Below are 24,504 nucleotides of genomic sequence, written 5' to 3'. Positions count from 1 at the left end.
CGACGACCGTATGGCTCGGACGGAGTTCAAGAGTATCGGTTTAAAGGGTCCATCGATTGTGTCAGATCCGATGCACCTCGACGCGCAGGATAACCCTGCCTTAACTGCCGAAGTGGACCGGCTTCTGGCGCACCGCACGCGCGACATCCGCCTCAATGGTGAGATCAAACGCCTGTTTCGAGCAAGTATTTGGCCGCAAACGGCCAAGATCATCCGCGCCTGGATGATCTGGGTGGCTTTGTTGGATGTGCTGACCCTGGCGTTCAACATGCTGATGCTTCCAAGCCCGATCGCCCAGTCCATGCTGCTGCCTGGCGCTATCGTTCCGCCCGTCGCTATTGTCGTCGTCCTTATGTGGCGAAAACCGAGGGCACCCTGGGTCCAAGGGACTTCGCTAATCGCAGGCATGTTCCTGATCTTGTTGTCGGTTGCGTTGGTGGGCGTAAGTGCTGGCGGCGAGTTCTACGAACGGCATTTGAACATCATGCTGTTCGTGGCCATTACAGCCATCATCATCTTCGGGATCCCGCTAGCCTGGACGGTCGCCATCGCCGCTCTGGCGCTCGGTCTCTACCTCATGTTTCAGTTGCAGAACCCGGCTATCGAACCTGAGAGCGCAGTGGCTGCCACGCTGTTTTTCGCCAGCAGTATCTTCGCAACAGTCGCAGCGCGTCGCATCATGACAATTCTCGCTCAGAAGACTTTCCTGTTTGAGCTGCGCGACCGGCGCAGGGTCGCCGAACTGGCTAAAGCGAACGATCGACTGGAACTCCTGGCGAAGACCGATCCGCTCACCGGCATCGCCAACCGGCGCTGGATGACGGAAACGCTCGACCATTTGTGGGGAGGTGACAAACGTTGCCTCGACGGTGCGGCGATGCTGATGTGCGACATTGATCACTTCAAGAAGCTGAACGATCACCTCGGCCATGCCGAGGGCGATCGCTGTCTGATCGAGGTCGCGAGGATCATCCAGGAGAACGTCAGGCGAGATCGCGACCATGTGGCTCGTTATGGCGGCGAAGAGTTCCTCGTGCTCCTGCCCGGGGTGAATGAGGAAGAGGCCGCCTCGGTGGCCGAGCGAATTCGCAAGAGCGTTGAGGCCGCCGGTTTTCCCAACCCTGGATCCCGCGTGTCCCGCCGCGTCACCCTCAGTATTGGAGTTGCGGTTCAGACGTCTGAAGAGGCCATCTCGCCAGAGCAGTTGCAGCGGCAAGCGGATGCGGCACTCTATCTGGCCAAGCAAACGGGCCGCAACCGAGTGCTGCTCCACAGACCGGACTCGTTCGGGCGCAAACGTATTCATTCGACACGGTGATCCCGACGAGTAGGCGACGCGATGTTGTCTCCTGCAGGTGGCAGAGGTCTGCGCCTAGTTGCAAAAACCGGCCGTCGCTCGGCATCGAACATGCACAGCCCCACGAGCATGTTCGCGGTGGCAGCCGCAGATGCTGGCGTTCCAGCTCGGCCTCGCAGGCCAAGGCTCACCGCGCCCCAGGCCGGCGCCGTAAACGGCAAAGGCCGAGAACAAGACGCTAACCTGGTCGCCTGGAGTGCGGCTTGTCCGCGAGAATGGGCCAACAACAACGCCGTTTGAATTATCCGAGCTCATGGATCATAACGTCGGGAATGACCGACTTGGCGATGTCGCACAGACGGCTACGATCGGACAGATCCCGCCATTCGCAATGCCCGCGCACGCGCACGACGCTTCAGGCGGGCGGCGCGGCCATGGGGAGTGCTGCGTAGTCGCGGATGGCATCCCTCTGGTTTGCGATTGAGTATGTCTGCTGCTCGGTGGACATTCGCACATATTGGGCCGCGCGAACCCTTCGCCTCTCTTGAGGACCGGTGCCGACCGCTGCAACCTTGCCCATCGCCTTGCACCGATGTGCCGATTTCTTGATCCAGTGATATAGGGCACGCGGCTTGGTTGGAATTATCGGTTTAGTCTTTGGCAACCATTGTCTTCAACCGCCGGGAAACTTTGACTCACTTCGTGAGCCGGCGCGCCGCTGTTCCGCCGCAATGCGAACGCACTCGGGGCTTTGTTCGCCCCAGCCTGTCAGTCCCCCGGGGGCTTCAGAGGAGTTCGAGTGATGTTTATCAAGAAGGCCATTCTCGCGGTGCTGATGACCGCGGCGCTCGCCGGATGCGAGACGCAGACCGAAGGCCAGCAGCGGGCCACGACCGGCGCATTGCTCGGCGGCGCCGGCGGCGCGCTCGTTGGCCAGGCGATTGGCGGCAACACCAAAAGCACGGTGATTGGTGCTGCGAGCGGCGCCTTGCTCGGCGCCGTCGTCGGCAGCGCCACCACGCCGCAGGAGCCGCGCGGCGGGCAGCTATGCCGCTACCAGGATCGCTACGGCCGCATCTATACCGCGCCCTGCGACGATCGCTATTACAACGGCAATTATTGATGACATCTGCTTCTCCCCGTCGCCACGTCGACGGGGAGAACCCCGGTTCTACCAAGACGAAATCTCTTTCACTCGGCGGCGCTCGATTGAAGCGCCGACTTGCGCGCGAACGAGCGCAGTGAGACGCGGCCCAGCGTCTGCCCGGGCATTTCGATGACCTTGTAAGTAATCCAGGACAGCGCGCAAACCACCGGCAGCACGATCAGGAACACGACGGCGAAGCGAAAGGGCGGGTCCATGTCGTTGCCGAAGCGCGCCAAAACAAAGGCGGCGACGGGCTGCAAAACCAGCAGATGACTCAGATAGATGCTGTAGGATAATTCGCCCAGCACATGAAACAGGCCTCCGCCCAGCGCGACTGCAATCTTTCGGGCCAAGGCGCTCGCCGCGCCGGGCAGCATCCGGTAGAGGACGAGGGCAAAGAAGGCCATCACCAGCGCCTCGCGTATGAGGAATTTCGAAAACCCATAGCCGTCGCCGACGGGAATGGCGGCAAGCGCCATTGCCAAGGCAAGATGGAGCAGTGGCCGCGGCCGCGCTTTGTCGAGCGCGCCGGCCAGAAGCATGCCGCACAGAAATACCTGGATTTTCAGCGGCAGGAACGATGGCATAGGATAGTGAATCGACATTGCGGAAAGCAACAAGGCGGCAATGCCGCCGAGCGTTGCCACGCATATGACGCTCCAGAACCAGCCGAAGCGGCTCACCAGCAGCATAAGTGCAGGAAAGACGGCGTAGAACTGCATCTCGAGGCCCAGGCTCCAGTCGGGCAGCGGCGTCCGATAGGCATAGTTCGGGGAAAGGCCGAAGAGAAATGAGAGATGGGCGAGAACGTTCTTCAGGCTGTCGTCGAGAAAACGATCGGACGCCTGTGGAACACGCTGCAGGAATGAATCGATCGACATCCGGGCCTCGTAGAGAAGAGGTCCGAGTGCCAGCGCCAAGAAGAGCATCACGTAAAAAAGCGGCGCAATTCGAAAATACCGTCGCGTCCAGAATCTCAACCAGGTCGCAGGGCTATGCCAGGGCTCGCGATCCCGCCGCAACTGATAGTGGAAAACCATCAAGAAGCCGGACAGCATGATAAACAGGTCGACACCGAGCGCGGGGTCGCCAAGAACCGGGATGTGCCAGCCCGTCAGAATTAGGCAGTGTCCCACCACAACCCACAGCGCGGCGGCAGCGCGTAACCCATCCAGGCATTCGATACGCGATGACTCGGTCATTCTGTACTCCATGCTGCATTGCAGCATGGCCACCGGAACCGGAATGTCAAGGCAAGGGCCGCCGCAGCGCCGTCTGCCTGGAACGTCTTCAATAGTCGCTGAACTTGATGAGTTGTAACGCCAAGCACGCTTGCGGCCGCAACGCTTGTCATCCGCCGTTCTATAACCTTCGACAAAACCTCAATACGCTGCAGTTCGCGTTCGCTCATTAGAACCAGTCCCAATCTGCGATCTCCCATGCTGAAGGCGAGGAGATTGGCAAGGCACAAGCAGGAGCGACATTCCTACTTTGCCAGATCCGGACATTTTAACTTAGCTGCTGCAACGGAAAGTCGCAGAATCTAGGAACCTAAAAATGGCTTGAATTAAATATATTTTTTCTCTGCGGCGAGCTGGCTGAAACGCGCCATTCTATACCGAGCACTTCACTGACACGCCGCTGCGGCTTTGAGCCGCTAATTCCAACCTGCCTTTTATGCGACAATCGACCTGAAAACGGCAATGGCCGCCACGCCCGAATACATTGCGCTCGGCCCGGTCTATCCCACCATCCTGAAGAAGATGAAATGGGCGCCGCAAGGGCTCGAACGGATCAGCGCGTGGAAGCGCCGGCTGGCACCGAGTCCGTTGGTTGCCATTGGCGGCTTGAATCCGGACCGGCTCGATGGTGTCTTCGAGGCCGGCGCAGACACTGCGGCAATGGTCACGGACATTATGCTGAATGACGATCCCGAAGCGCGCACGTTGGCCAGCGCCATAGCCGCACATCTAGCCAATTCGACGTCGCTCGAAGACAGTGTGCGCGAATGCAAGCGGTTCATCTTCGAGAAGCTTCGGAAGAACGCAGCCGGATGGTTAGCCATTTGAGTCTGGACTGTAATACCGCATTTCGCGTCCATCAGAACGGGCGAGATCGTGTTGATCGGGGCACGCCGCCCAGCGAGGAGTGGGGCATGCCGGTCAGCGGTACCAGGCCGCCCTTTTATGCGACTTACATTGACCACAAGATCGACAGCGGGCCGCCTGCAGTTTCACCGAACGGTGTTCACACAGTCATGGTCATACAACCAGCCCACGCACGAACCTGTCGCGTACTGCGTCATGCAACTGGCCCAGTCCTCGAAAATTGTGCGGAGGCACACTGCCGAGGCTTTTACCTTTGATTCGATGAACCACCACGACCGTCCTCAATCACCACGTCGAGGTCGTCCTGATCTTTTGTTTAGTAGTGCGAGTGGCAGACTACGAAGCTTTCGGGAAGAGCTTCGAATCGGGAATGATCATGCTAGAGCGCCTCTTCCTCATCATCTCGCAATATTGTGAGCAGTGGCGCCGCCTATGACAATACTGGAACAAACATTCCCGATTTTATGTCCTTGAGGACAACGTTGGTATGCATTCGCTTGATTTGAGGGTTCAGGGACATGATCTGCGCAGTGATCTCGTCATACTGCTCCACATCCTGTGCCGTGATGATTGCAATGAGATCCACTGATCCAGTCACATAGTAGACTTGTTGTATGTGATCCTGCTTCTCGACCCAGGTCCGGAATTTCGAAAGAGCGTCATAGTTTTCGCGCTCGATCTCCATTCCGACAATGAACGTCATCGGACTTCCAGCAACCTTGCGGTCCACAAGGGCGATTTCCGCGGAGATGATACCTTCCTCGCGCATCCGCTTAAGGCGGCGCTGAACAGCCGACGCTGAAAGGCCAACCATGTCTCCGATGGCTTCCGCCTTCATCTGACAGTCCCGCTGCATGATCTCAAGGATGGTTCGGTCGAATTGATCCAGTAGTTCCGCCATCTTCTCCTCGCACCGGTGACTTGCCGCAGCCTATAGTCCACATCCGCGGTCTATCGTCAAAATTTGGCCGATGCCCGCTTCTTTCCCGCGATAACTGATGGGTTTGTGCGTTTCCGGGCATTTTGCCCGCCCAGCGTGCACGGTGACCAATTCTTTGGCCATTTTGCAAGCTTCGATCTGCCTCTCTGCTCGTTCATCATCGATCCATCACTCACGAGAGGAACTGGCATGATACAGTACAACATCGCGCTCATCGGTTTCGGCGGTGTCAACCGCGCTTTGGCCCAGATGATCGCCGAAAACAATGATCGTTGGAATGCCGAGCTTGGCTTGCGGCTAAACATCGTCGCCGTTACCGATCTCCATCTCGGCTCGGTCATTTCTCCCAACGGTATCGACGCGCGCTTGCTCGTAGAGACCAAATTCGCCAGGGGCGGGTTCGCGCAACTGTCCGGGGGCAGTGCCGAGGCTGACAATGAAAAGGTCATCAAGCAGGCGCCGGCTGACATTGTCGTCGAGGCGACCTTCACCAACCCGGTCGATGGCGAGCCGGCCATCTCCCATTGCCGTTGGGCACTCGAGACCGGCAAGCACGTCGTCACAACCAACAAGGGCCCGGTTGCTCTGGCTGCCCCAGAGCTGAAGTCACTGGCGGCACGGCACGGCGTAAAGTTTGAATATGAGGGGGCCGTCATGAGCGGTACCCCGGTCATTCGTATGGCTCAAAGGACGCTTGCCGGCGCCGGGCTTCACGGTTTCGAGGGTATCCTAAACGGCACCTCCAACTTCGTTCTTGGTCGTATGGAAGGCGGACTCGGCTTGGAGGAGTCGATAAAAGAAGCACAAGATCTCGGCTATGCGGAAGCCGACCCCACCGCTGATGTTGAAGGTCACGATGTCCGGCTGAAAGTCGTCATCCTGGCAAATGAACTGCTGGGCGGAAAGCTGACGCCGCAGGATGTTGCCTGCAACGGCATTTCGGGCCTGACCGCGGCCGACATCGACGCGGCGGCACGGGAAGGCTATCGCTGGAAGCTGATCGGTTCGGCCTCGGTGAGCGGCGACGGCGGCATCGCGGCCCGCGTGGCGCCGCAGCGCCTTCCGCTCGATCATCCGCTCGCCGCCGTTGGCGGAGCGGTCAATGCCATCTCGTTCAAGACGGATCTTCTGGGCGCCGTGACGGTGACCGGACCCGGCGCAGGCAGGGTCGAGACGGCCTATGCGCTGCTCTCCGATATCATCGCCATCCATCAGTCTCGCCCTTCCGCCAACAAGAAGGAAGCCGCGTGATGACCGCTGCAAAATTGCGGATCGCCGATATCAGCGAACAGATCACCGTCAGAAATCCCTATGACGGAACGACGATCGGCAGCGTCGAAAGCACGGTTGCCGACCAGGTCGGCACGCTCATCGCTCGTGCCAAAATCGGAACTGTGTTGTCGCGCGCACTGCCGAGACACAAGCGGGCGACAATACTGGAAAAGGCTGCCGGCGTCGTCGAAAGCCAGAGAGAAGATTTTGCCCGGTTGATTGTACGGGAAGCCGGCAAAACCATCGTCCAGGCGCGCAAGGAAGCTTCACGCTGCGTCAATACGCTGAAGCTCTCCGCGGAGGAAGCAAAGCGCAACGCCGGTGAGGTTATTCCGTTCGACGCTTACGCTGGTTCCGAGGCGCGTCAAGGCTGGTTCACGCGGGAGCCGCTCGGGATCATCGCGGCGATCACTCCCTACAACGACCCGCTCAATCTTGTCGCCCACAAGCTCGGGCCGGCTATCGCCGGCGGCAATGCCGTCTTGCTGAAGCCGTCCGAATTGACCCCGCTTTCGGCGATCCGCCTGGTCGAAACGCTGGTCGAAGCCGGCCTGCCCGAGGAGATCGTTACGATCGCTGTCGGCGGCCCTGACCTCGGTAGGGCGATCATCTCGGAAAGAGAGGTCCGAATGGTGTCTTTCACCGGGGGTTTTGCGACCGGAGAAGCAATCGCCAGGACGGCAGGGCTGAAGAAGCTCGCCATGGACCTCGGCGGCAACGCACCGGTCCTCATCATGTCGGATTGCGACTTCGCGCAGGCTGTCGATGCGTGCGTCTCGGGCGCCTACTGGGCTGCCGGCCAGAACTGCATCGGCACCCAGCGGATTCTCATCCAGGCGCCTCTCTATGAGCGGTTCCGTGAGGCATTTGTGGCTGGAACGCGTAATCTGCTTGCCGGAAATCCGGAGCGCGAGGATACCGATGTCGGGCCGATGATTTCGGAACGGGCGGCCGAACGCGCCGAGACGATGGTCAATGAGGCCATCGCTGCGGGAGCAACGCTCCTTTGCGGGCACCATCGGGCAGGAACGGTCTATCAACCAACCGTGCTAGAAGGCGTGCCGCAGACGTGTGGATTGTGGACGGATGAAGTCTTTGCCCCCGTCGTCATGCTGCAGCCTTTCGACACGCTCGCCGATGCGATCGTGATGGCGAACGATCCCGAATACAGCCTGCACGCAGGTGTCTTCACCAGAAACATCGGCGACGCATTGGACGCCGCCGGGCAGATCGAGGCAGGAGGAGTGATGATCAACGACTCTTCCGACTATCGGTTTGATGCCATGCCGTTCGGCGGCTTCAAGTATGGCAGCATGGGCCGTGAAGGCGTGCGCTTTGCCTATGAGGAGATGACACAGCCAAAAGTCGTCTGCATCAACCGGCCCTAAGTCAGTTTTCTCCGCACAAAAGGCGTCATGTCGCGCAATTTCCGCGCAGCGGGCAAGAAATGCGCGGGAAAGCCGCATGCCGGACCGATATTATCCGGCAAAACGCAATAAGAATTCGACAGGGGACCAAGGCATGACGAAAAGGGCTGCTCCTGCCTTGCTCGTGGATGATGTTCACAAGAGCTATGCCATGCATGAGGTCCTGAAGGGGATTTCGCTGTCGGCGCAGAAGGGCGATGTCATCTCGCTCATTGGGTCCTCAGGATCAGGCAAGAGCACGTTTCTTCGATGCATCAATTTTCTCGAAATTCCAGATCGCGGCCGCTTCGTCATCAATGGCGAAGAGGTTCTCATGAAGCCTGATCGGGGCGGACGCGGGCATCCGGCCAGTTGGCGGCAGATCGAGCGTATCCGGACCGGCCTGGCCATGGTGTTTCAGAGTTTCAATCTCTGGCCCCACATGACCGTACTCGACAATGTCATCGAGGCCCCCGTTCATGTGCTGGGGATGGGCCGCAGGGAGGCGATCGATCGGGCCGACAGTTTGCTTGCGAAGGTCGGACTTTACGACAAACGACACGCCTATCCGGCCTTCCTGTCGGGCGGCCAACAGCAGCGTGCATCCATCGCTCGTGCCCTTTGTGTCGACCCGGCAGTGATGCTGTTCGACGAGCCTACTTCCGCTCTCGATCCCGAACTTGTCGGCGAAGTCCTGAAGGTTATTCGTGATCTCACGGACGAGGGGCGAACCATGCTGCTCGTAACGCATGAGATGAAATTCGCGCGCGACGTCTCCAGTCACGTGATGTTCCTGCACCAAGGGCGTGTCGAAGAAGAAGGGCCGCCGGCTCAAGTCTTCGGTGCGCCGATAAGCGCCCGTTGCCGAGAATTCACGGGCGCGCTGAGCGGCTGACCCTCCTGTTTCCAACCTGACGAAAACTCAAAAAGGGGAATTGCATGAAATTGCTGTCCATCCTGCTGACAGGGGCCGCGCTCGCGCTTTCAAGCGTCACGGCGAGCGCCGAAGTTCGCTTCGGCATCATGAACGAACCCTATCCGCCCTTCTTTACCAAGGACCCCTCCGGCAAGTGGGTCGGCTGGGAAATCGAGCTGATGGATGCCGTCTGCGCCGAGATGAAGGAAACCTGCTCGGTCGTCGATATGTCCTGGGACGGCCTCATTCCGGGGCTCCAGGCGAAAAAGTTCGATGTCATCTGGTCGTCGATGTCGATTACCGATGAGCGCAAGCAGACGATCGACTTCACTGACAAATACTACAATACCCCGAGCAAGCTGATCGGCGCCAAGGATGGCACGGCCGGAGCTTCGCCGGACGATGTTTCGGGAAAGACCATCGGCATCCAGGTTTCGACAATCCAGTCCGAATACTACAAGAAATATTTCGCCGACAAGGCATCGGAAAAGACCTATACGACGCTCGATGAGGCCTTCCAGGACCTTGCCGCCGGCCGGATCGACTACGTCTTCGGCGATTCCATCCCGCTGTCGGAATTCCTCAAATCCGACTTCGGCAAGGACTGCTGCAAAGACATGGGCAATGTGAAAGACGACCCGGCCATCCTCGGATCTGGGATCGGCGGCGGGCTGAGAAAAGGCGACGAGGCACTGCGCGAGAAGCTCGATGCGGCAATCGCCGCTGTCAAGGCAAACGGGAAGTATGCGGAAATCTCGAAGAAATACTTCGATTTCGATCCATACGGTAAATGAGTGCGGGCCACGGCGGATGACGTAGCCTCATCCGCTGTCCCTGTGTTTGCCCAACGTTTTTGCCGCGGTCATTGCCCGCTGCACCGCCGGATTGTCCCCGGGAACGGAAGCGCCTCCCGCTTCGCGGCTTTCGTTCCCAGTGACAAATCAAGATAGGCCTTAGATGACGTCGTCCCAATCGATCCTGGAAATGCTTTCACCCTATCCGCCTGGATGGGGCGGCGTGCTTCTCAAAGGCGCGCTTTCGACCATCTCGATATCGCTGGGTGCTTACCTTGTCGGGATGCTGATCGGTCTTGGGGGGGCACTTGGCAAACTCAAAGGCAACCGGCCGGTCCTGTTTCTTCTCGACCTCTACACGACCGCGGTTCGCGCCATTCCTGAACTGATCCTGATCATCGGGCTCTATTATGCCGGCACCGACGGCCTGAACCGGATTCTCTCGAGCTTCGGTATACCCGCCATCGAAATCAACGGTTTTGTCGCGGCCATCGCCGTGCTCGGTATCGTCCAGGGCGCCTATATGACGGAAGTGCTTCGTGGCGCGATCCTCGCGATTCCTGTTGGGCAGATCGAGGCGGCCAGTTCCTTTGGCATGCGTCCGTGGTTGAGGTTTCGTCGTATCGTTCTGCCGGCCTTGATGCCGAATGCCCTTCCCGGACTTGCCAATCTCTGGATGTCCGTGACGAAGGACAGCGCGTTGATCGCGGTCGTCGGCTATCAGGAACTGGCGCTCGCGACGCGGATCGCGGCCGGCAACACGAAGCACTACTTTGTGTTCTTCCTCGTCGCTGCCGCCCTTTATCTCGTCATCACGCTTCTCTCCAACGTCGTTTTCGGCCTGCTGGAGAGCCGCTATCGGCGCGGACAACCGAAAAACGTTTAGGACGGGCCGATGAATTTCTCATGGATATTGTCCTACTGGCCGCTTATTGCCGCAGGCGCGGTTCAGACTGTGCTCCTGCTCGTCATCTCCGTAGGGTTCGGTTTCATTCTGGCGATCGGCCTCGCGCTCGCGCAGGTCAGCGGGCCGAGATGGCTGAAATGGTTTGCCCGTGGCTACTGCACCTGCCTTCGCGGCACGCCACTGCTAATCCAGTTGTGGTTGCTTTACTACGGCGTCGGTTCGCTGTTGCCGATGGTACCGGGGCTGCGCGGTAGCTTCCTCTGGCCGATCGTGCGCGAGGGCTTCTTCTTCGCAGCGCTCAGTTTCACGCTCAACTATGCCGCCTATGAAGCTGAGGTGTTGCGTGGCGCGCTTCTCGCCGTCCCCAAAGGCGAGCTTGAGGCTGCTCGCTCCTTCGGCATGACTTCTTGGACGCTATTGAGACGGATCTGGCTGCCGCGCGCCATGCGCATCGCATTGCCGACGATAGCGGGCGAGGTCGTCCTGCAACTGAAAGCGACCCCCCTCGCCTTCACCGTAACAGTGATGGATCTCTACGCCGTCGCGTACAAGGTCAGGCAGGACACGCTGCTGGTTTACGAACCACTGATCGTTGTCACGGTCTTTTATATCTTCCTCACCCTTCTGATCACCCGCAGCTTCAAGATGGTCGAAGCCCAAGTTCCCGTGCGCCGCTGATCTATCAGTTCTGCCCAGACGGGACGAAATTCAAGGAATTCACGCATGTTCACCGGTTCGATTGCCGCCCTCGTCACCCTCTTTCGCGCTGGAAAAGTCGACGAGAAAGCCCTTCAGGATCTCGTGCAATGGCAGATCGATGAAGGCACGCATGGCCTCGTTCGCGCGGCGTTTCAGACAAGCGTGCCTGAGCGGCGACTTCAAGAAGGTGCTGGAAACGCGCTCGCGCGTCTTGGACGTATGACTGGCGATGTTCGGTTGCCGCTCTTCACAGTCAGCCCCGCCATTCGCACGTCATTCGCACGGAGATCGAAGAGGCGATGCTCCATGCCGTGAAGGATCGAATGGTCCGACGGAAAACGGGAGCAATGCATTTGGACGCGCTGGCGGCCCGTCGAACGCTTTCTAACCGCAGATTCCGCTCCAATCAGCGGTTACAAATACTGAGGCCGGATTAGAGTCCGCATAAATCGCATTCTGCAGGAAGGTCTTCCATGTCGTCGAACATCTCATCTCCCTTCGCAACTGACAGCTCGCGCTCGAAGGCACGCATGACCCGGTTGACCCCCGCAAGCGGCGGTGGAGCCCTGCGTCGGGAAACCTTGGCGCTCGACGGAGGACTGACCATCGATCCGATCACGAAGGCCATCGCGCCCAACATCTCAATGTCGGTCAACAATGTGTTGGTTCCCGGTGACGGTACCTTTTCCGCGGACGGAGTGTCGGACCTGACGGCTCTGCCGTTTCTGTATGCCCGCTGGACCAATCCGACTGTGCGGCAACTCGAGCAGCGCATGGCCGCACTCGAAGGTGCGGAGGATGCGCTCGCAACGGCGACCGGCGTGGCTGCGATCGCAGCCACCTTCCTTACCTTTCTCAAAGGAGGCGACCATCTGATCATCAGCGACGTCTGCTATGCGGGCGCCAACGAGCTGGCACGCCGGATACTGCCTGACTACGGCATTGAGGTGACAGCCGTGAACATGTCGGTCATTGGCGACGTTATCGCGGCCTTCCGCCCCAATACGCGGCTCGTCCATTGCGAAAGCCCCTGCAATCCAATCTTGCGCCTGACGGACTTGGCAGAAGTGGCGAAGCTGGCGCACGAGCGCGGCGCGCTGGTTTCCGTCGATTCCACGCTTGCCACGCCGGTCGCGACCCGCCCGGTCGTACTCGGCATCGATCTCGTCATCCACTCGTTGACCAAGTTCATCAACGGCCACGGCGACGCCCTCGGCGGCGCCGTGTGCGGGCGCAAGCAGCTGGTGGAGAAAATCCGCTCACGCGCCGGTGTCTATCTCGGCGCCTCTTTGTCTGCACAGAATGCCTGGCTTATCCTGCGCGGGATCGACACGCTCTTTCCCAGGCTGCGGACAATATCCGCATCAGCGATGCAGATCGCCCGCTTCCTTGCCGAACATCCAAAAATCAAGGCTGTCACTTACCCCGGCCTGGAAGCCCATCCGCAGCATGCGTTGGCAAAGCGTCAGATGGATGTGTTCGGGGGAGTTCTGACGTTCCAGACCGACGACCCGCGGGCGATGGCAGCCCAATTCGCTGACAGGCTCCGCGTAGCGCATTACGCCTTTTCGCTTGGCCACCAGCGCAGCATCGTCGTCCTTCTCGATACGATCGAAATGATGAAATCGACCTACGGTCTGCGGGGTGCACAGCTCGACGACTACCGCGCCTTCGCCGGAGACGGTGTCTTTCGCCTTTCCATCGGCCTGGAGTCGGTCGACGACCTGATCGAGGATCTTGACCAGGCGCTGCGTGCATAAGGCTCTTCCCGGGGGAAATGATGACATTGGAGCGGACCGAAACCGATATGCTCGGCGCGCGGGATCTGCCCGCCGAGGCGCTGTTCGGTATTCACACGCTGAGGGCAGCGGAAAACTTCGACGTATCGGGAATTAGCCTGCGGGACTTCCCCGAATTCATCCAATCGCTTGCCATGGTCAAAAAGGCGACTGCACGAACCAACAGAGACCTGCAACTGCTGGCTCCCGATATTGCCAATGCGATAGACCGGGCATGCGATCGACTGATGACTTGCGAGGATCTGGCCCGCCATTTCCCGATCGACATGATGCAGGGCGGCGCCGGAACGTCGACCAACATGAACGTGAATGAGGTCGTCGCCAATCTGGCGCTTCTGGAGATGGGAAAGGTGCCGGGCGACTACGCCGCGGTGCACCCGAACGACCACGTCAACCTGTCGCAGTCGACCAACGACGTCTATCCGACAGCCATCCGCCTAACGGTGCTCCGCGGCTGCGTCGCTGTGCTCGAGGCACAGGAAAGGCTGAGGGATGCCTTTGGCAGAAAGGGTGAGGCATTCGCAGAGATCACCAAGGTCGGGCGCACCCAGCTGCAGGACGCAGTCCCCATTTCCCTTGGCCAGGAGTTCGACGCCTTTGCCGAGACCGTCGACGAAGACGTAATTCAGCTTCGAAAAACCATGGATCTGATGCGCGAAATAAACCTCGGCGGTACCGCCATCGGCACTGGCGTCAATGCTCCAGCAGGCTTCTGCGCCAGCGCCTGCCAACATCTTTCGCGAATTTCACAGCTTGAAGTGGTTCCGGCACGCAACTTAGTGGAGGCGACGTCCGACACTGGCGCCTTTGTGTCGTTTTCGGGCATGCTGAAACGGATCGCTGTCAAGCTTTCCAAGATATGCAACGATCTGAGGCTTCTCTCCAGCGGCCCTCGAGCCGGCCTTGGTGAAATCAGATTGCCCCCGCGACAGGCCGGCTCCTCGATCATGCCGGGCAAGGTCAACCCTGTCATTCCCGAGATGATGAACCAGATCAGCTTTCAGATCATCGGCAATGATTTGACGGTGACGCTGGCGGCGAACGCTGGACAATTGCAATTGAATGCCATGGAGCCGGTGATCGTTCTCAACATCCTTCAATCCATGCGACTTCTGGCGCGCGGCATGGATATCCTGCGAGAACGTTGCATCGACGGCATCGAGGCGGATGCCGAGCGTTGCCGCTTTCTCTATGATCAATCGCTCGTTCTCGCAGCATCGCTCAATCCAATTGTCGGATACAGCAAGGCTGCACTTTTGGCCAAGGCGGCGCTCGCCTCCGGCACAAGCCTTCGCCATGCTGCCGAAGCCGACGGCTCGTTGAGCCGCGCTCAACTGGATCAGATTTTCGGCGTCGCGGAGCCCTCCTGAACTGTGTTGCAACGCGCTTAGCGCCGAAAGCATCGATCATGGCCGTATTCACCGACCTTTCCGATGATGACCGCGATTCAATCGCGGTCGCTTATGGCATAACCCCTTTGACCTCAGTAATCGGCATCGCCGACGGAGACACCGAGACGACGTATCTCTTCCGGTCACAGCGGGGCGAGTACATCGTCACTCTGTTTGAAAACGGCGCTGAGCCGTTCGACCTCGAGCGCGCGTTTCGGACCATGGAAGTGTTGTCGGCCGCGGGTGTTCCCTGCCCGAGGACCGTCCGCGACGAAAACGGTGAGGCAACGATCCGTGTGGCTGGGAAGCTTGTGGCGGTCGTCGGCTTTGTCCAGGGTTCGCCGTCCGCTTGCGCGAGCCCGGCCAAGTGTTTCGATCTCGGGCGGCGCATCGCGCAAATCCATCGAACGCTAATGCCTGCTTCTCCCGGCAATGGACAGGGCCTGCGAAGGGGGCCGATCCATGGGGCGCTGTTTCCGGACAATGTGTTTTTTCTCGGCGATAGCGTCAGTGGCATCATCAATTTCAGGCTTCGCCACGACGATGTTCTGATCGCAGAATTGGCAAACGTGCTGGTTCGCTGGACGATGCTTCAAGACGGAGCGCTGGATATGAACCGCGCGGAGACAATCCTGAAAGGATATTGCGGCGTTCGTCCGCTTCAGGATAATGAGCGGCAATCGCTGGCCGCGTTCGTTCTCGCCGCTGCTGCGACTTTTTTGGCTGTGTCGGACGGTGGCTCTGATCTACCGGTTCGGGTCGGAAATGCGTTTGTTTCAGCGCAAGGCTTGTTGCGGCTAAGGGAAACTCAGATTGATGCCGCATGAAACGGCTTCTTGACCGCGCAGACGAGCGCATTCTCTTGGAGCTGACCAAGAATGCGCGAATCTCGCACGCGGAACTGGCTGCGAAGGTCAATCTTTCTCGCAACGCCGTTCGCCAGCGGATCGAGCGCCTGGAGCGGGATAGCCTCATCAAGGGATATACGATCATTGCAGGCGAGGGACGCCCCGTGTCTTCGGCGATCACGGCAATGATGTTGGTCTATCGCAATGATCGTATGCGGGGCGGTGATGTCATTCAAGCGCTGCGACGCATCCCGGAGGTCATAGCTTGCGACGTAATGAGCGGCGAATTCGACCTGGTCGTGCGTGTGGAGGCGACGGAGGCAGATCGCATCCGGCAGATCTGGCAAGAGATTTCGGCATTGCCGGGTGTGCGAGATACCCTCACAGCGTTCGCGCTATCGTCGATGATCCGGCGTTGAAACCTTCATGGATTGCTGCCGGACTTGTCAGGCAGGAGCGTATTCGTTGGCCTCGAAGACGTGATGATGCACGCGGCCTGTGAACATCTTGAGTAGCTCGCCAGTCACCTCGCGGCTCTGCAATCTAACGCTGGACTGAAGCGCCTCGTTGCAGGCGTCCATATCGGGATAGCGGATAGCCAGCGCCATGGCATAGGCCGGCGCACCGTCGTCCCTCCCCGTGCCGTCCAGAACGCGCACTTCCTGCGCGCCCGGAAACTGCGTCCACAGCGGCACTAGGCTTTCCTTGACGAAGCGGCGGAACTCTTCCTCGCGTCCGGTATGGATTTCGCCTTCGAAGAGGGCGTAGCGGATGATCATTGAACAGCTCCTGCGCTGATGTTGTCGTCGCGCGGGCGAAATCGCCCGCGCTTTGTTGAACTCGCTGGGGTTTCGTTTGGGTAGCGGTGCGAGCGCATGCTTTTAGCGCCCGCGCCATGCGGGCCTACTTGCCCCAAATTTTCTTGTACTCGTCGCGGTAGCCATTGCCGGGATCGAACGAATTGTTAGGGCCGCCGTCGAACTCGACATTATCGGCCGTCACGACATGCAATGGCGACAGATAACCCGACCCTTTTTCGCCGGCGATGGCGCGGTTCAGTTCGTCGACCAGCTGCCAGCCCTGCAGGTTGAGCGGCTCGGCGACCGTCACCTTCTGGAACTGGCCGGCGCGGATGCGCTGATAGGCCGATTCCGAACCGTCGCCGGCCGCGACGTTGATCGGCGCATCGGTGCCGGCCTTACCGGCGGCGGCGAGCGAGGGTCCCATGAAGTCGAAATAGAGGTCGTTGATGGCCAGCGAATGCGTCCAGGCATCGCCGTATTTCTGCAGCAGCGACGTCGTCAGCTGCGGCATGCGCTGCGAGGTCTCGGCGATCGGCGTGTCGACATATTCGAGCACCTTGCCGCCCAGCCGCTCGATCTCCGCCTTCATCTTGTCGGCTTTGGCGATGGCGATCGCATAGGTCGAGTCGGTGAAGATGACGACGCCGAGCTTGCCCTTGGCGTCGGCATAGGCCCAGTCAGCCGCAGCGGTGGAGACCTGCATGGCGTCGGTCGATACATTGGCGAACACACCGCTCTTTTCGTCGGGCCCGATCACCGGACCGGCATGCCAGGATACCAGCGGAATGCCGGCTGCTTTCGCCTGCTCCAGCGCCGGCGCCTGTTCGACGGCGTCGAAGCCGTTGATGACGATGCCGTTGGGCTTCAGCGCCATCGCCTGGCCGAACGCCGCGGTGCGGCCACCGATCGAGCCGGCACCGTCGATCACCTTGACCTCCCAGCCGATCGCCTTGGCGGCTTCCTCGACACCGGTGGTGACGCCGAGAATGCCGCCGTTCTTGAGGTCGCCGGCCAAAACGACGATGGTCTTGCCCGGCTGCGCCTTCGGACCTGTGGTCGGACCGTCCCAGGCTGTGACTTTCTGCGCATATTTCTGCACGACAGCCATGGCGTCGGCCATGGCATCGGCTTTCGCCTGGCTGGACAACAGAGCTGGAGCCGCGATGGTGATGGCCATCAAGGCGGCGGATGATTTCAGAAATGTCCTACGTTGCATATTGGTACCTCCCTTTGCTTTCGTTTCAGAGTTTAACTGTTGGATCATCGGTGATGCGTCACCGGCTGATATCTCCGGCCACCGGGCCGGAACCGGCCGGATGGGCGTTGACATAGATGGCGTAGAGCGAAGTCTGCGCGGTGATGTAGACGCGGTTGCGCTTGGGGCCGCCGAAACAGAGATTGGAAACCAGTTCAGGAACTAGCACCCGGCCGATCAGCGTCCCGTCCGGCGCATAGACACGCACCGAGTCGGCACTCGAGGCCCAGATGTTGCCTTCGCGGTCGATGCGGAATCCATCGAACATGCCGGCCCCACACTCGGCAAAGACGTCACTTGCCCGAACCGAGCGGCCGTTGTCAGCGAGTTCATACGCGTGAATGGCGCGCGGCAGGCCCGGCACATGGCTGGCACCGGTCTCTGAGACATAGAGGGTCTTCTCGTCGTGTGAGAAGGCGAGGCCGTTCGGCTGCACCCTGTCAGTGATGACGGTACTTACCTCGCCTGAGACCGCGTCGAACCGGTAGACATGCGAGCCGCCGATCTCGGCTCTGGCGATCTTGCCCTCATAGTGGCTGTCGATGCCGTAGACCGGGTCGGTGAACCAGATCGACCCGTCGGACTTGACCACGACGTCGTTCGGCGAATTGAATCGTTTGCCGCCGATGCTTTCGACAAGCGCCTGCCAGCGCCCGTCATGCTCGAGCCGGGAGATGCGCCGCCCGCCATGTTCGCAAGCGACGACCCGGCCGTCGCGATCGAGCGTATGGCCGTTCTGATAGTCGCACGGTGTCTCGAAGACGCTGACGGAGCCATCCGTTTCGTTGTAGCGCAGCAGCCGGTCGTTGGGGATGTCCGACCACAGCAGATGCTTTGCCGAGGGTACATAGACTGGCCCTTCCGCCCAGCGGCTGCCGGTCCACAGCCTTTCAAGCTTGGCATGGCCGATAATCAGCTTGCCGAAGCGGTCGTCCAGAATCTCGTAGTCGCTCATACTGTCATTCCGAATAGGTTCCGGCACCGGGAGTGCGGCTGCGGCCGATCATTCCGCGGGTGGCTGGGCGTTCCTGATCCTGGCGTTCTGGGCGGCACCGCGCTTGCGCTGGGCGTAGCCGGCAATGCCGATAGCGACGAGCAGCGTCACCCCGTTGAACAGCGGCTCGACGAAGAACGAGCCGCCAAACTGCTGGATGCCAGAAATGCCGACGGCTAGGATGATGACACCGGTCATCGTACCCCAGACATTGACGCGCCCAGGCTTGATAGTCGTCGAGCCGAGAAAGGCACCGACAAGCGCCGGCAGCAGATATTCCAAACCGACGCTGGCTTGGCCGATGCGCAGCTTGGACGCCAGCAGCACCCCGGTCAGCGCTGTTAACAATCCTGAAGAGACGAAGGCCCCGATGACGAAGCGGCGCACGGGAATGCCGTTCAGCGCCGCAGCCTTCGGATTGGCGCCGATTGCGTAGACGTAGCGGCCGATCGGCAGGTATTCGAGGATGATCCACAGCGCAACGGCGATGGCCAACACATAGAGGCCGGTGATTGGCAGCCCGACCACCATGGTGCCGTTCAGCGCATAAAAACCGTTGGGCAAAACGCCAACGACTTGCCTGCCGCCCGTGTGCCACAGCGCCAGTGCATAGAGCACGGTGCCGGTCCCAAGGGTGGCGATGAAGGAATCGATACGGGCGACTTCTACCAGCAGACCGTTGAGGAAACCGGTCGCGGCCCCGAGCAGCAACACGATCAGCACCGCTAGCGGCCATGGGAAGCCGAACATTGTCTGCAGGCTGATGGCGAGGATGTGCCACAAGACAATGCCATAGCCGACCGTCAGGTCGATGCGCCCCGACGCCATTGGTATCATCGCAGCCAGCGACAGCAGAGCGATGATCGCCTTATCGGAGATGATCGAGCGCAGATTGAGTAGCGTCGGAAAGGTGTTCGGCAAAAGGACCGAAAACAGCAGGATCAACAGCACGGTCAGGATGACCAGTCCGTAGACGGGCAAAAGCCGGGCGATCTTCTGCCCCAGCGATAGATTGGCCATCTCACCGCGGGTCGGTTCAAGTGCGCTGGATTCGATCGATTGCATGGGCTTTGCTCCCAGAAAAGTCAGGCGGCTTCGGAAGCCGATGCCGCGGTAATCACGGCCGAAGTTGTGAGCTCTTTGCCGGTTAGTCCGCGCACGATGCGGCCGCGCGAAAACACCAGGGCCCGATGGCAGATGTGGGCGATCTCTTCGAAGTCGGTCGACACGACCACCACGGCGAGCCCGGCTTCGAGCGCATGCCCGATCAGCCGGTAGATCTCGGCCTTGGCGCCGACATCGACGCCGGCCGTGGGGTCCTCAGCAATTAGCAACGTACGGCCGGTATGCAGCCAGCGCCCAACCACAACCTTCTGCTGATTGCCGCCGGACAATGCCTCGATCGGCAGGTTTGGATCATTGGGGCGCAAGCCCACCGAGGCGCCGATGGCCTGCGCAAGGGCTGCCTCCTTGTGCGGGGCGAGAAAAGAAAACAGGCCACGCCTGCCGGCGCCTGGATTGAGAAAACTGTTTTCGCGGATCGACAGCGAGGCTGCGATCGATTCCTCGGTGCGGTCGCGCGCGATCAGCCCGACGCCGGACGCCATCGCGGTGATCGGGCTCGACAAATCGGGCGTGGCGTCGCGAATGGTCACTGCGCCGGCAAATGGCTGACAGCCGAACAGCGCACGACCGACCAGTTCCTGCCCGGCGCCGCGCAGCCCGACCAGGCCAAGCAGCTCGCCCTTGCGCACCTCGAATGACACCGGGCCGGCGCCCAGGCAAATCAAGTCGCGGACGGCACAGATGGTTTCCCCGGCCTTGGTCTCTGCCTTGGTGAAAACCTGGCTTACTGGACGGCCGACGATCATCTCGACCAGTTCTTCCGGACTGGTGTCGGCGACCTGCTTCTCACCGACCAGCCTGCCGTCGCGCAGCACAGCTACCCTGTCGGCGATGCGGAAGATCTCGTCGAGCCGGTGCGAGACATAGATCATGCCGACGCCGCGCTGCTTGAGCGGGCGGATGGCGTCGAACAGGCGATCGACCTCATCGGCCGGCAGGCTGGCGGTCGGCTCGTCGAGCACCAGCACATCGGCTTCCGTGGCTAGCGCGCGGGCAATGGCGACCAGCGACTTCTCTGTACGGGACAGATCCTGGACGCGGGTCGTCGGGTCGAAATCGCAACCGACCAGTTTCAGCGCTTCCCGCGCCCGTTCTTCCGTGGAGCGCCAGTCGATGAGGCCGGAGCGCAGTGAAAACCCTTGCGCGAGGCCAACATTCTCACCGACCGTCATCCATTCTATGAGACCGAGATCCTGGTGAATGAATGCCACTGGCTGGCGCTGGTTCGGGCGCGACGGGCGATGGTGATAGGGCTCGCCACGAAACAATATCTGACCGCCATCAGGCCTATAGATGCCGGCAAGCGTTTTGATTAGCGTAGACTTGCCGGCGCCGTTCTCGCCGAGCAGCGCCAGGATCTCGCCCTTGCCGACATCGAGTGTCACGTCGGAGAGCGCGCGGGTACCGCCAAACTGCTTGGTGATGGACTTGAACTCGATCAGTTTTTCTGCGGCCACAATGCGTTCCTCCCGAGATCGCTAAAATATGTTATCGATAACATTTTCGGGCGTCAAGCATCTAATTCGGCACCGCCGGTCAGTCGGTCTTGCCGTCGAGCAGGCGCATCATCTCGGCCGAGTCCTTCGGTCCCAACCCGGCAGCGCAGAGCAGCCGGTGAATCTCGACCACCTGGCCGGTCATCGGCAGCGGCGTCTTGGTTTTCAGCGCGAAAGCCTGCAGGGAATCCAGATCCTTCAGCATGTTGTCGATGCGGCCGGTCGGCGAGTAGTCGCGCGCGGCGAACTTCGCCATGAATTCCTGCAGGATGCTGGAATCGGCGCGCCCGCCCTTGAGCGCCGCCGGGATGGTCCTGGGATCGACACCGCCGGCCTCGGCGAGTTTGACCGCTTCGGCCACCGCCTGGAACAGCACCGCACAAAACAGCTGGTTGATGAGCTTAGTCGTCTGCCCTGCCCCACTTGGCCCCATCAGCGTGTAGTTGGCGCAAAGATGTTGCATCAAGACGCGGGCGCGTTCGAAGTTCGCCGGCTCACCGCCCGCCATCACCGTCAGCTGGCCAGCCAATGCGCCGGGAACGCCGCCCGATAGCGGGCAGTCGAGCCATTTCATTTGAGTTTCATCCGCAAGCCGTTTGGCCATATTGGCGGTCTCGACGGGGTCGATGGAAGACATGTCGATGAGAAGCTTGTCGCGCGAACCTTCGGCCGCGACGCCGCCCGCGCCGAAGACCACCGCGCGCACGATATCGGCATGGTTGAGGCTGAGGATGACGAAATCACTAGCCCGCGTCGCCTCCGCGACTGACATCGCCGATACCGCACCTTTGGCGGTCAGCGCCGCGACCTTGGCTGTGTCGAGATCAAACACCGTGACCGCTTGCCCGGTCTCGATCAGTCTTGTGGCAATCGCCGATCCCATGATGCCGGCGCCGACCACGGCGACTTTGGCTGCTTGGCTCATCTCAACGTGCCTCTCTCTTCATCCTGGCAGCGGGAATGATGCCGAGGGTGCTAAGCCCATTCAGCGCCGCAGCCGCGATACTGTCCACCGGGGCGTCGATGTCGACGCTGACCACCAGCGGCTCGTCGGCAGGACTCTCCAGCGCGGCGAGCTGGCTGTCGAGCAACGCCGGAGGAAAGAAATGACCGCGGCGCTCCGCCAATCTGGCCTGGAGCACCGCGCGCGTTCCTTCCAGGTGCACGAAGGACACCGCTCCGTATGCCGCTCGCCGCAAACGATCGCGATAAGAGGTCTTCAGCGCCGAACAGCTGACGACGAGCCCACGGCCCTCTTCATGTGCCTGACGAAGAGCAGCGCCGATCAGGTCAAGCCACGGCCGGCGGTCGTCGTCCGTCAGCGCCATGCCCGCCGACATTTTCTCGACATTGCCACGCGGGTGCAACGTGTCGCCTTCGACAAAGGCAAGGCCAAACCGCGCGGCGATCTCGATGCCGACGCTGGTCTTGCCGCATCCGCTCACACCCATCACGACGATGAGTGCGGGCTCAAAGGCAGGTCGTGATGCCGCCGTCGACATAAAGCGTGTGCCCATTGACAAAAGAGGAGGCTGGGCCGGCCAGAAACACCGCGGCGCCAACCAGTTCGCCGACATCGCCCCAGCGTCCCGCCGGCGTGCGGTTGGTCAGCCAGGCCGAGAATTCGGGACTGTCGACCAGCGCCTGGTTGAGCGGAGTCTTGAAGTAGCCCGGCGCGATCGAATTGACCTGCAGGCCGTGCTTCGCCCAATCGGCGCACATGCCGCGCGTCAGGTTGCGCACCGCGCCCTTGGTGGCGGTGTAGGGCGCAATGTTGGTTCGCGCCAATTCGCTTTGAACCGAAGCGATGTTGATGATCTTACCGCGCTTGCGCTGGATCATGTACCGCGCCACCGCCTGCCCGACGAAGAAAACGCTGGAGATGTTGGTGCGCAAAAGCTCCTCCCACTTGTCGGCGGGAAAATCCTCGAGCGGCGATCGGAACTGCATGCCGGCATTGTTGATGAGAATGTCGATGGCGCCGACGCCATCCTCGATCTGGGCAACACCGTTAGCCACCGCCACATGATCGGTGACGTCGAAGATTGCGCTGTGGGCTCTGAAACCTTTTGCCGTAAGCGCATCAACCGCCGCTTCGATTTTGCTCACTGTGCGACCATTGAGCACGATCTCGGCGCCGTGCTCGGCCAGCCCTTCCGCCAGGGCCATGCCTATGCCCTGCCCCGAACCGGTGATCAGCGCGCGCATGCCGGTCAAGTCGAACAATGAACTGCCCATGGGGTCCTCCCGAGGAATGTCCGGAAGCGGATACGATTTGCGTCGCGTCCCCGCCAGTCCCTATTGACATGTATGTTATCGATAACATAGTCAATGGGAAAAATGAACTCCTGGGAACGGACGCGCCATGACCGACATAATGATGATAGGCCCCTATCCGGAATGGGACTTGGAGGACCTCGAGCGCACCTATCGCGTTCACAAGCTCTGGCAAGTCGAGGACAAGGACGCGCTGATTGCCAGCCATGCCGGCACCATCCGAGCCATCGCCACGCGCGGCGAGCTTGGCGCCAGCGCCGCGCTGATGGCGAAACTGCCGAAGCTCGAGATTGTCTCCTGCTATGGCGTCGGCACCGATGCCATAGACCTTGCCTACGCCAGGGCCAACGGTATTCGCGTCACCAACACGCCTGATGTGCTGACCGAGGACGTGGCCGACATCGGCATCGGTCTTCTGCTTGCCGTGGCGCGCCAGATTCCCCAGGCCGACGCCTATGTACGCGATGGCAGATGGCGCAAGGCCAACATGCCGCTGGTCACACGCGTTTGCGGCAAAAGACTGGGCATTGTGGGGATGGGCCGTGTCGGCGCGGCAGTGGCCAAACGCGCTTCTGCCTTCGATTGCGACATCGCCTATTTCGATGTGCGAAAGCGAGACGACCTGCCTTACGACTTCTGCAGCGATCTGGTCGAGCTGGCGCGAACGAGCGAATTCCTGATCGTCACGCTGGCCGGCGGCGACAGCACAAAGCACATCATCGATGCTACGGTATTGGCCGCACTTGGGCCGGACGGCATCGTGATCAACATTTCGCGTGGCAGCACGGTCGATGAGACGGCACTGCTGACGGCATTGGAATCGGGAGCGATCAAGGGCGCCGGGCTGGACGTGTTCTGGAACGAGCCGACGATTGACGAGCGCTTCCTAAGGCTTTCCAATGTCGTGCTGCAACCGCACCACGCCAGTGGCACGGTAGAGACCCGCAAGGCAATGGGACAGCTGGTCCGCGACAATCTCGCCGCCCATTTCGGCGCTAGGCCGTTGCTGACGCCGGTTGTGTGAGGAAGG

General features: G+C 60.4%; 25 protein-coding genes and 2 pseudogenes. 15 read left to right on the top strand and 12 right to left on the bottom strand.

The window, feature by feature from the left end; all coding sequences use genetic code 11:
• Positions 1-70 precede the first annotated feature (70 nt).
• Positions 71-1,318, top strand: a complete 1,248-nt coding sequence (locus RFM68_RS25975; protein WP_320235909.1) for a GGDEF domain-containing protein — start codon at positions 71-73, stop codon at positions 1,316-1,318.
• Between the two features lie 394 nt (positions 1,319-1,712).
• Here RFM68_RS25975 and RFM68_RS25970 read toward each other — a convergent pair whose 3' ends face one another.
• On the bottom strand, positions 1,713-1,877 hold the full coding sequence (locus tag RFM68_RS25970) for a recombinase family protein (RefSeq protein WP_320235877.1): 165 nt from the start codon (positions 1,875-1,877) through the stop codon (positions 1,713-1,715).
• 222 nt (positions 1,878-2,099) lie between these two features.
• Here RFM68_RS25970 and RFM68_RS25965 point away from each other — a divergent pair, with 222 nt between their 5' ends.
• On the top strand, positions 2,100-2,420 hold the full coding sequence (locus RFM68_RS25965) for a YMGG-like glycine zipper-containing protein (RefSeq protein ID WP_320235876.1): 321 nt from the start codon (positions 2,100-2,102) through the stop codon (positions 2,418-2,420).
• A gap of 68 nt (positions 2,421-2,488) precedes the next feature.
• Here RFM68_RS25965 and RFM68_RS25960 read toward each other — a convergent pair whose 3' ends face one another.
• Positions 2,489-3,646, bottom strand: a complete 1,158-nt coding sequence (locus tag RFM68_RS25960) for an acyltransferase family protein (protein ID WP_320235875.1) — start codon at positions 3,644-3,646, stop codon at positions 2,489-2,491.
• Between the two features lie 59 nt (positions 3,647-3,705).
• Positions 3,706-3,870 (bottom strand): annotated as a pseudogene (locus RFM68_RS25955) (helix-turn-helix domain-containing protein); the annotation flags it as partial.
• A 262-nt stretch (positions 3,871-4,132) separates the two neighbouring features.
• On the opposite strand from RFM68_RS25955, the pseudogene RFM68_RS25950 reads away from it, so the two are divergent.
• Positions 4,133-4,390, top strand: a pseudogene (locus tag RFM68_RS25950) (thiamine phosphate synthase); the annotation flags it as partial.
• A gap of 592 nt (positions 4,391-4,982) precedes the next feature.
• On the opposite strand, the gene RFM68_RS25945 reads toward RFM68_RS25950, so the two are convergent.
• Positions 4,983-5,453 (bottom strand): Lrp/AsnC family transcriptional regulator, encoded by a 471-nt coding sequence (locus tag RFM68_RS25945; RefSeq protein WP_320235874.1) that lies wholly within the window; start codon positions 5,451-5,453, stop codon positions 4,983-4,985.
• Between the two features lie 228 nt (positions 5,454-5,681).
• Here RFM68_RS25945 and RFM68_RS25940 point away from each other — a divergent pair, with 228 nt between their 5' ends.
• The 11 genes from RFM68_RS25940 (at position 5,682) to RFM68_RS25890 (ending at position 15,943) form a co-directional block, all read left to right on the top strand.
• Entirely contained in the window at positions 5,682-6,743 is a 1,062-nt protein-coding gene (locus RFM68_RS25940) for a homoserine dehydrogenase (RefSeq protein WP_320235908.1), read from the top strand.
• Complete coding sequence (locus RFM68_RS25935) at positions 6,743-8,152, top strand: aldehyde dehydrogenase family protein (protein ID WP_320235873.1); 1,410 nt, start codon at positions 6,743-6,745, stop codon at positions 8,150-8,152. Before RFM68_RS25940 ends, RFM68_RS25935 begins: the two co-directional genes overlap by 1 nt.
• 133 nt (positions 8,153-8,285) lie before the next feature.
• The gene (locus RFM68_RS25930) at positions 8,286-9,065 is read left to right on the top strand and encodes an ABC transporter ATP-binding protein (protein ID WP_320235907.1); all 780 of its coding nucleotides are present in this window, start codon (positions 8,286-8,288) and stop codon (positions 9,063-9,065) included.
• A 44-nt stretch (positions 9,066-9,109) separates the two neighbouring features.
• Positions 9,110-9,880, top strand: a complete 771-nt coding sequence (locus RFM68_RS25925; RefSeq protein ID WP_320235872.1) for a transporter substrate-binding domain-containing protein — start codon at positions 9,110-9,112, stop codon at positions 9,878-9,880.
• A gap of 163 nt (positions 9,881-10,043) precedes the next feature.
• On the top strand, positions 10,044-10,766 hold the full coding sequence (locus tag RFM68_RS25920) for an ABC transporter permease (RefSeq protein WP_320235871.1): 723 nt from the start codon (positions 10,044-10,046) through the stop codon (positions 10,764-10,766).
• Between the two features lie 9 nt (positions 10,767-10,775).
• Positions 10,776-11,465: an ABC transporter permease gene (locus RFM68_RS25915; RefSeq protein WP_320235870.1), complete on the top strand. Its 690-nt coding sequence runs from the start codon at positions 10,776-10,778 to the stop codon at positions 11,463-11,465.
• Positions 11,466-11,510: 45 nt separating this feature from the next.
• The gene (locus tag RFM68_RS33670) at positions 11,511-11,801 is read left to right on the top strand and encodes a dihydrodipicolinate synthase family protein (protein WP_430694931.1); all 291 of its coding nucleotides are present in this window, start codon (positions 11,511-11,513) and stop codon (positions 11,799-11,801) included.
• A 158-nt stretch (positions 11,802-11,959) separates the two neighbouring features.
• Positions 11,960-13,246 (top strand): trans-sulfuration enzyme family protein, encoded by a 1,287-nt coding sequence (locus tag RFM68_RS25905; RefSeq protein WP_430694930.1) that lies wholly within the window; start codon positions 11,960-11,962, stop codon positions 13,244-13,246.
• Between the two features lie 20 nt (positions 13,247-13,266).
• On the top strand, positions 13,267-14,655 hold the full coding sequence (locus RFM68_RS25900) for an aspartate ammonia-lyase (protein WP_320235905.1): 1,389 nt from the start codon (positions 13,267-13,269) through the stop codon (positions 14,653-14,655).
• A 38-nt stretch (positions 14,656-14,693) separates the two neighbouring features.
• On the top strand, positions 14,694-15,503 hold the full coding sequence (locus tag RFM68_RS25895; protein WP_320235869.1) for a phosphotransferase: 810 nt from the start codon (positions 14,694-14,696) through the stop codon (positions 15,501-15,503).
• Complete coding sequence (locus RFM68_RS25890) at positions 15,500-15,943, top strand: Lrp/AsnC family transcriptional regulator (RefSeq protein WP_320235868.1); 444 nt, start codon at positions 15,500-15,502, stop codon at positions 15,941-15,943. Before RFM68_RS25895 ends, RFM68_RS25890 begins: the two co-directional genes overlap by 4 nt.
• 27 nt (positions 15,944-15,970) lie before the next feature.
• On the opposite strand, the gene RFM68_RS25885 is transcribed toward RFM68_RS25890, so the two are convergent.
• From RFM68_RS25885 to RFM68_RS25850, 8 genes are all read right to left on the bottom strand, one after another.
• Positions 15,971-16,303 (bottom strand): hypothetical protein, encoded by a 333-nt coding sequence (locus tag RFM68_RS25885; protein ID WP_320235867.1) that lies wholly within the window; start codon positions 16,301-16,303, stop codon positions 15,971-15,973.
• Positions 16,304-16,427: 124 nt separating this feature from the next.
• A complete protein-coding gene (locus RFM68_RS25880; RefSeq protein WP_320235866.1) occupies positions 16,428-17,543 on the bottom strand; it encodes an ABC transporter substrate-binding protein in 1,116 nt (371 codons plus the stop codon).
• 58 nt (positions 17,544-17,601) lie between these two features.
• Complete coding sequence (locus RFM68_RS25875; protein WP_320235865.1) at positions 17,602-18,537, bottom strand: SMP-30/gluconolactonase/LRE family protein; 936 nt, start codon at positions 18,535-18,537, stop codon at positions 17,602-17,604.
• Positions 18,538-18,585: 48 nt separating this feature from the next.
• Positions 18,586-19,641, bottom strand: a complete 1,056-nt coding sequence (locus RFM68_RS25870) for an ABC transporter permease (RefSeq protein ID WP_320235864.1) — start codon at positions 19,639-19,641, stop codon at positions 18,586-18,588.
• A 20-nt stretch (positions 19,642-19,661) separates the two neighbouring features.
• Positions 19,662-21,158 carry a sugar ABC transporter ATP-binding protein gene (locus tag RFM68_RS25865; RefSeq protein ID WP_320235863.1) on the bottom strand — a complete coding sequence of 499 codons (1,497 nt, stop codon included), beginning with the start codon at positions 21,156-21,158 and terminating at the stop codon, positions 19,662-19,664.
• Between the two features lie 79 nt (positions 21,159-21,237).
• Complete coding sequence (locus RFM68_RS25860) at positions 21,238-22,122, bottom strand: NAD(P)-dependent oxidoreductase (protein ID WP_320235862.1); 885 nt, start codon at positions 22,120-22,122, stop codon at positions 21,238-21,240.
• Position 22,123: 1 nt separating this feature from the next.
• The gene (locus RFM68_RS25855) at positions 22,124-22,699 is read right to left on the bottom strand and encodes a gluconokinase (RefSeq protein WP_320235861.1); all 576 of its coding nucleotides are present in this window, start codon (positions 22,697-22,699) and stop codon (positions 22,124-22,126) included.
• Complete coding sequence (locus tag RFM68_RS25850) at positions 22,668-23,435, bottom strand: SDR family oxidoreductase (protein WP_320235860.1); 768 nt, start codon at positions 23,433-23,435, stop codon at positions 22,668-22,670. The genes RFM68_RS25855 and RFM68_RS25850 overlap by 32 nt, the downstream gene beginning before the upstream one ends.
• Positions 23,436-23,562: 127 nt before the next feature.
• On the opposite strand from RFM68_RS25850, the gene RFM68_RS25845 reads away from it, so the two are divergent.
• The gene (locus RFM68_RS25845; RefSeq protein WP_320235859.1) at positions 23,563-24,498 is read left to right on the top strand and encodes a 2-hydroxyacid dehydrogenase; all 936 of its coding nucleotides are present in this window, start codon (positions 23,563-23,565) and stop codon (positions 24,496-24,498) included.
• Positions 24,499-24,504: the final 6 nt, after the last annotated feature.

This window comes from Mesorhizobium montanum (assembly GCF_033977145.1).
Taxonomy (GTDB): domain Bacteria; phylum Pseudomonadota; class Alphaproteobacteria; order Rhizobiales; family Rhizobiaceae; genus Mesorhizobium; species Mesorhizobium montanum.
Note: the sequence above shows the minus strand (reverse complement) of the source record. Positions and strands in the feature narration are given on the sequence as shown.

Coding starts and splice junctions, on each gene's coding strand:
- RFM68_RS25975 (WP_320235909.1), top strand. CDS start 71: ATGCACCTCGACGCGCAGGATAACCCTGCCTTAACTGCCGAAGTGGAC.
- RFM68_RS25970 (WP_320235877.1), bottom strand. CDS start 1,877: ATGGGCAAGGTTGCAGCGGTCGGCACCGGTCCTCAAGAGAGGCGAAGG.
- RFM68_RS25965 (WP_320235876.1), top strand. CDS start 2,100: ATGTTTATCAAGAAGGCCATTCTCGCGGTGCTGATGACCGCGGCGCTC.
- RFM68_RS25960 (WP_320235875.1), bottom strand. CDS start 3,646: ATGACCGAGTCATCGCGTATCGAATGCCTGGATGGGTTACGCGCTGCC.
- RFM68_RS25945 (WP_320235874.1), bottom strand. CDS start 5,453: ATGGCGGAACTACTGGATCAATTCGACCGAACCATCCTTGAGATCATG.
- RFM68_RS25940 (WP_320235908.1), top strand. CDS start 5,682: ATGATACAGTACAACATCGCGCTCATCGGTTTCGGCGGTGTCAACCGC.
- RFM68_RS25935 (WP_320235873.1), top strand. CDS start 6,743: ATGACCGCTGCAAAATTGCGGATCGCCGATATCAGCGAACAGATCACC.
- RFM68_RS25930 (WP_320235907.1), top strand. CDS start 8,286: ATGACGAAAAGGGCTGCTCCTGCCTTGCTCGTGGATGATGTTCACAAG.
- RFM68_RS25925 (WP_320235872.1), top strand. CDS start 9,110: ATGAAATTGCTGTCCATCCTGCTGACAGGGGCCGCGCTCGCGCTTTCA.
- RFM68_RS25920 (WP_320235871.1), top strand. CDS start 10,044: ATGACGTCGTCCCAATCGATCCTGGAAATGCTTTCACCCTATCCGCCT.
- RFM68_RS25915 (WP_320235870.1), top strand. CDS start 10,776: ATGAATTTCTCATGGATATTGTCCTACTGGCCGCTTATTGCCGCAGGC.
- RFM68_RS33670 (WP_430694931.1), top strand. CDS start 11,511: ATGTTCACCGGTTCGATTGCCGCCCTCGTCACCCTCTTTCGCGCTGGA.
- RFM68_RS25905 (WP_430694930.1), top strand. CDS start 11,960: ATGTCGTCGAACATCTCATCTCCCTTCGCAACTGACAGCTCGCGCTCG.
- RFM68_RS25900 (WP_320235905.1), top strand. CDS start 13,267: ATGACATTGGAGCGGACCGAAACCGATATGCTCGGCGCGCGGGATCTG.
- RFM68_RS25895 (WP_320235869.1), top strand. CDS start 14,694: ATGGCCGTATTCACCGACCTTTCCGATGATGACCGCGATTCAATCGCG.
- RFM68_RS25890 (WP_320235868.1), top strand. CDS start 15,500: ATGAAACGGCTTCTTGACCGCGCAGACGAGCGCATTCTCTTGGAGCTG.
- RFM68_RS25885 (WP_320235867.1), bottom strand. CDS start 16,303: ATGATCATCCGCTACGCCCTCTTCGAAGGCGAAATCCATACCGGACGC.
- RFM68_RS25880 (WP_320235866.1), bottom strand. CDS start 17,543: ATGCAACGTAGGACATTTCTGAAATCATCCGCCGCCTTGATGGCCATC.
- RFM68_RS25875 (WP_320235865.1), bottom strand. CDS start 18,537: ATGAGCGACTACGAGATTCTGGACGACCGCTTCGGCAAGCTGATTATC.
- RFM68_RS25870 (WP_320235864.1), bottom strand. CDS start 19,641: ATGCAATCGATCGAATCCAGCGCACTTGAACCGACCCGCGGTGAGATG.
- RFM68_RS25860 (WP_320235862.1), bottom strand. CDS start 22,122: ATGAGCCAAGCAGCCAAAGTCGCCGTGGTCGGCGCCGGCATCATGGGA.
- RFM68_RS25855 (WP_320235861.1), bottom strand. CDS start 22,699: ATGTCGACGGCGGCATCACGACCTGCCTTTGAGCCCGCACTCATCGTC.
- RFM68_RS25850 (WP_320235860.1), bottom strand. CDS start 23,435: ATGGGCAGTTCATTGTTCGACTTGACCGGCATGCGCGCGCTGATCACC.
- RFM68_RS25845 (WP_320235859.1), top strand. CDS start 23,563: ATGACCGACATAATGATGATAGGCCCCTATCCGGAATGGGACTTGGAG.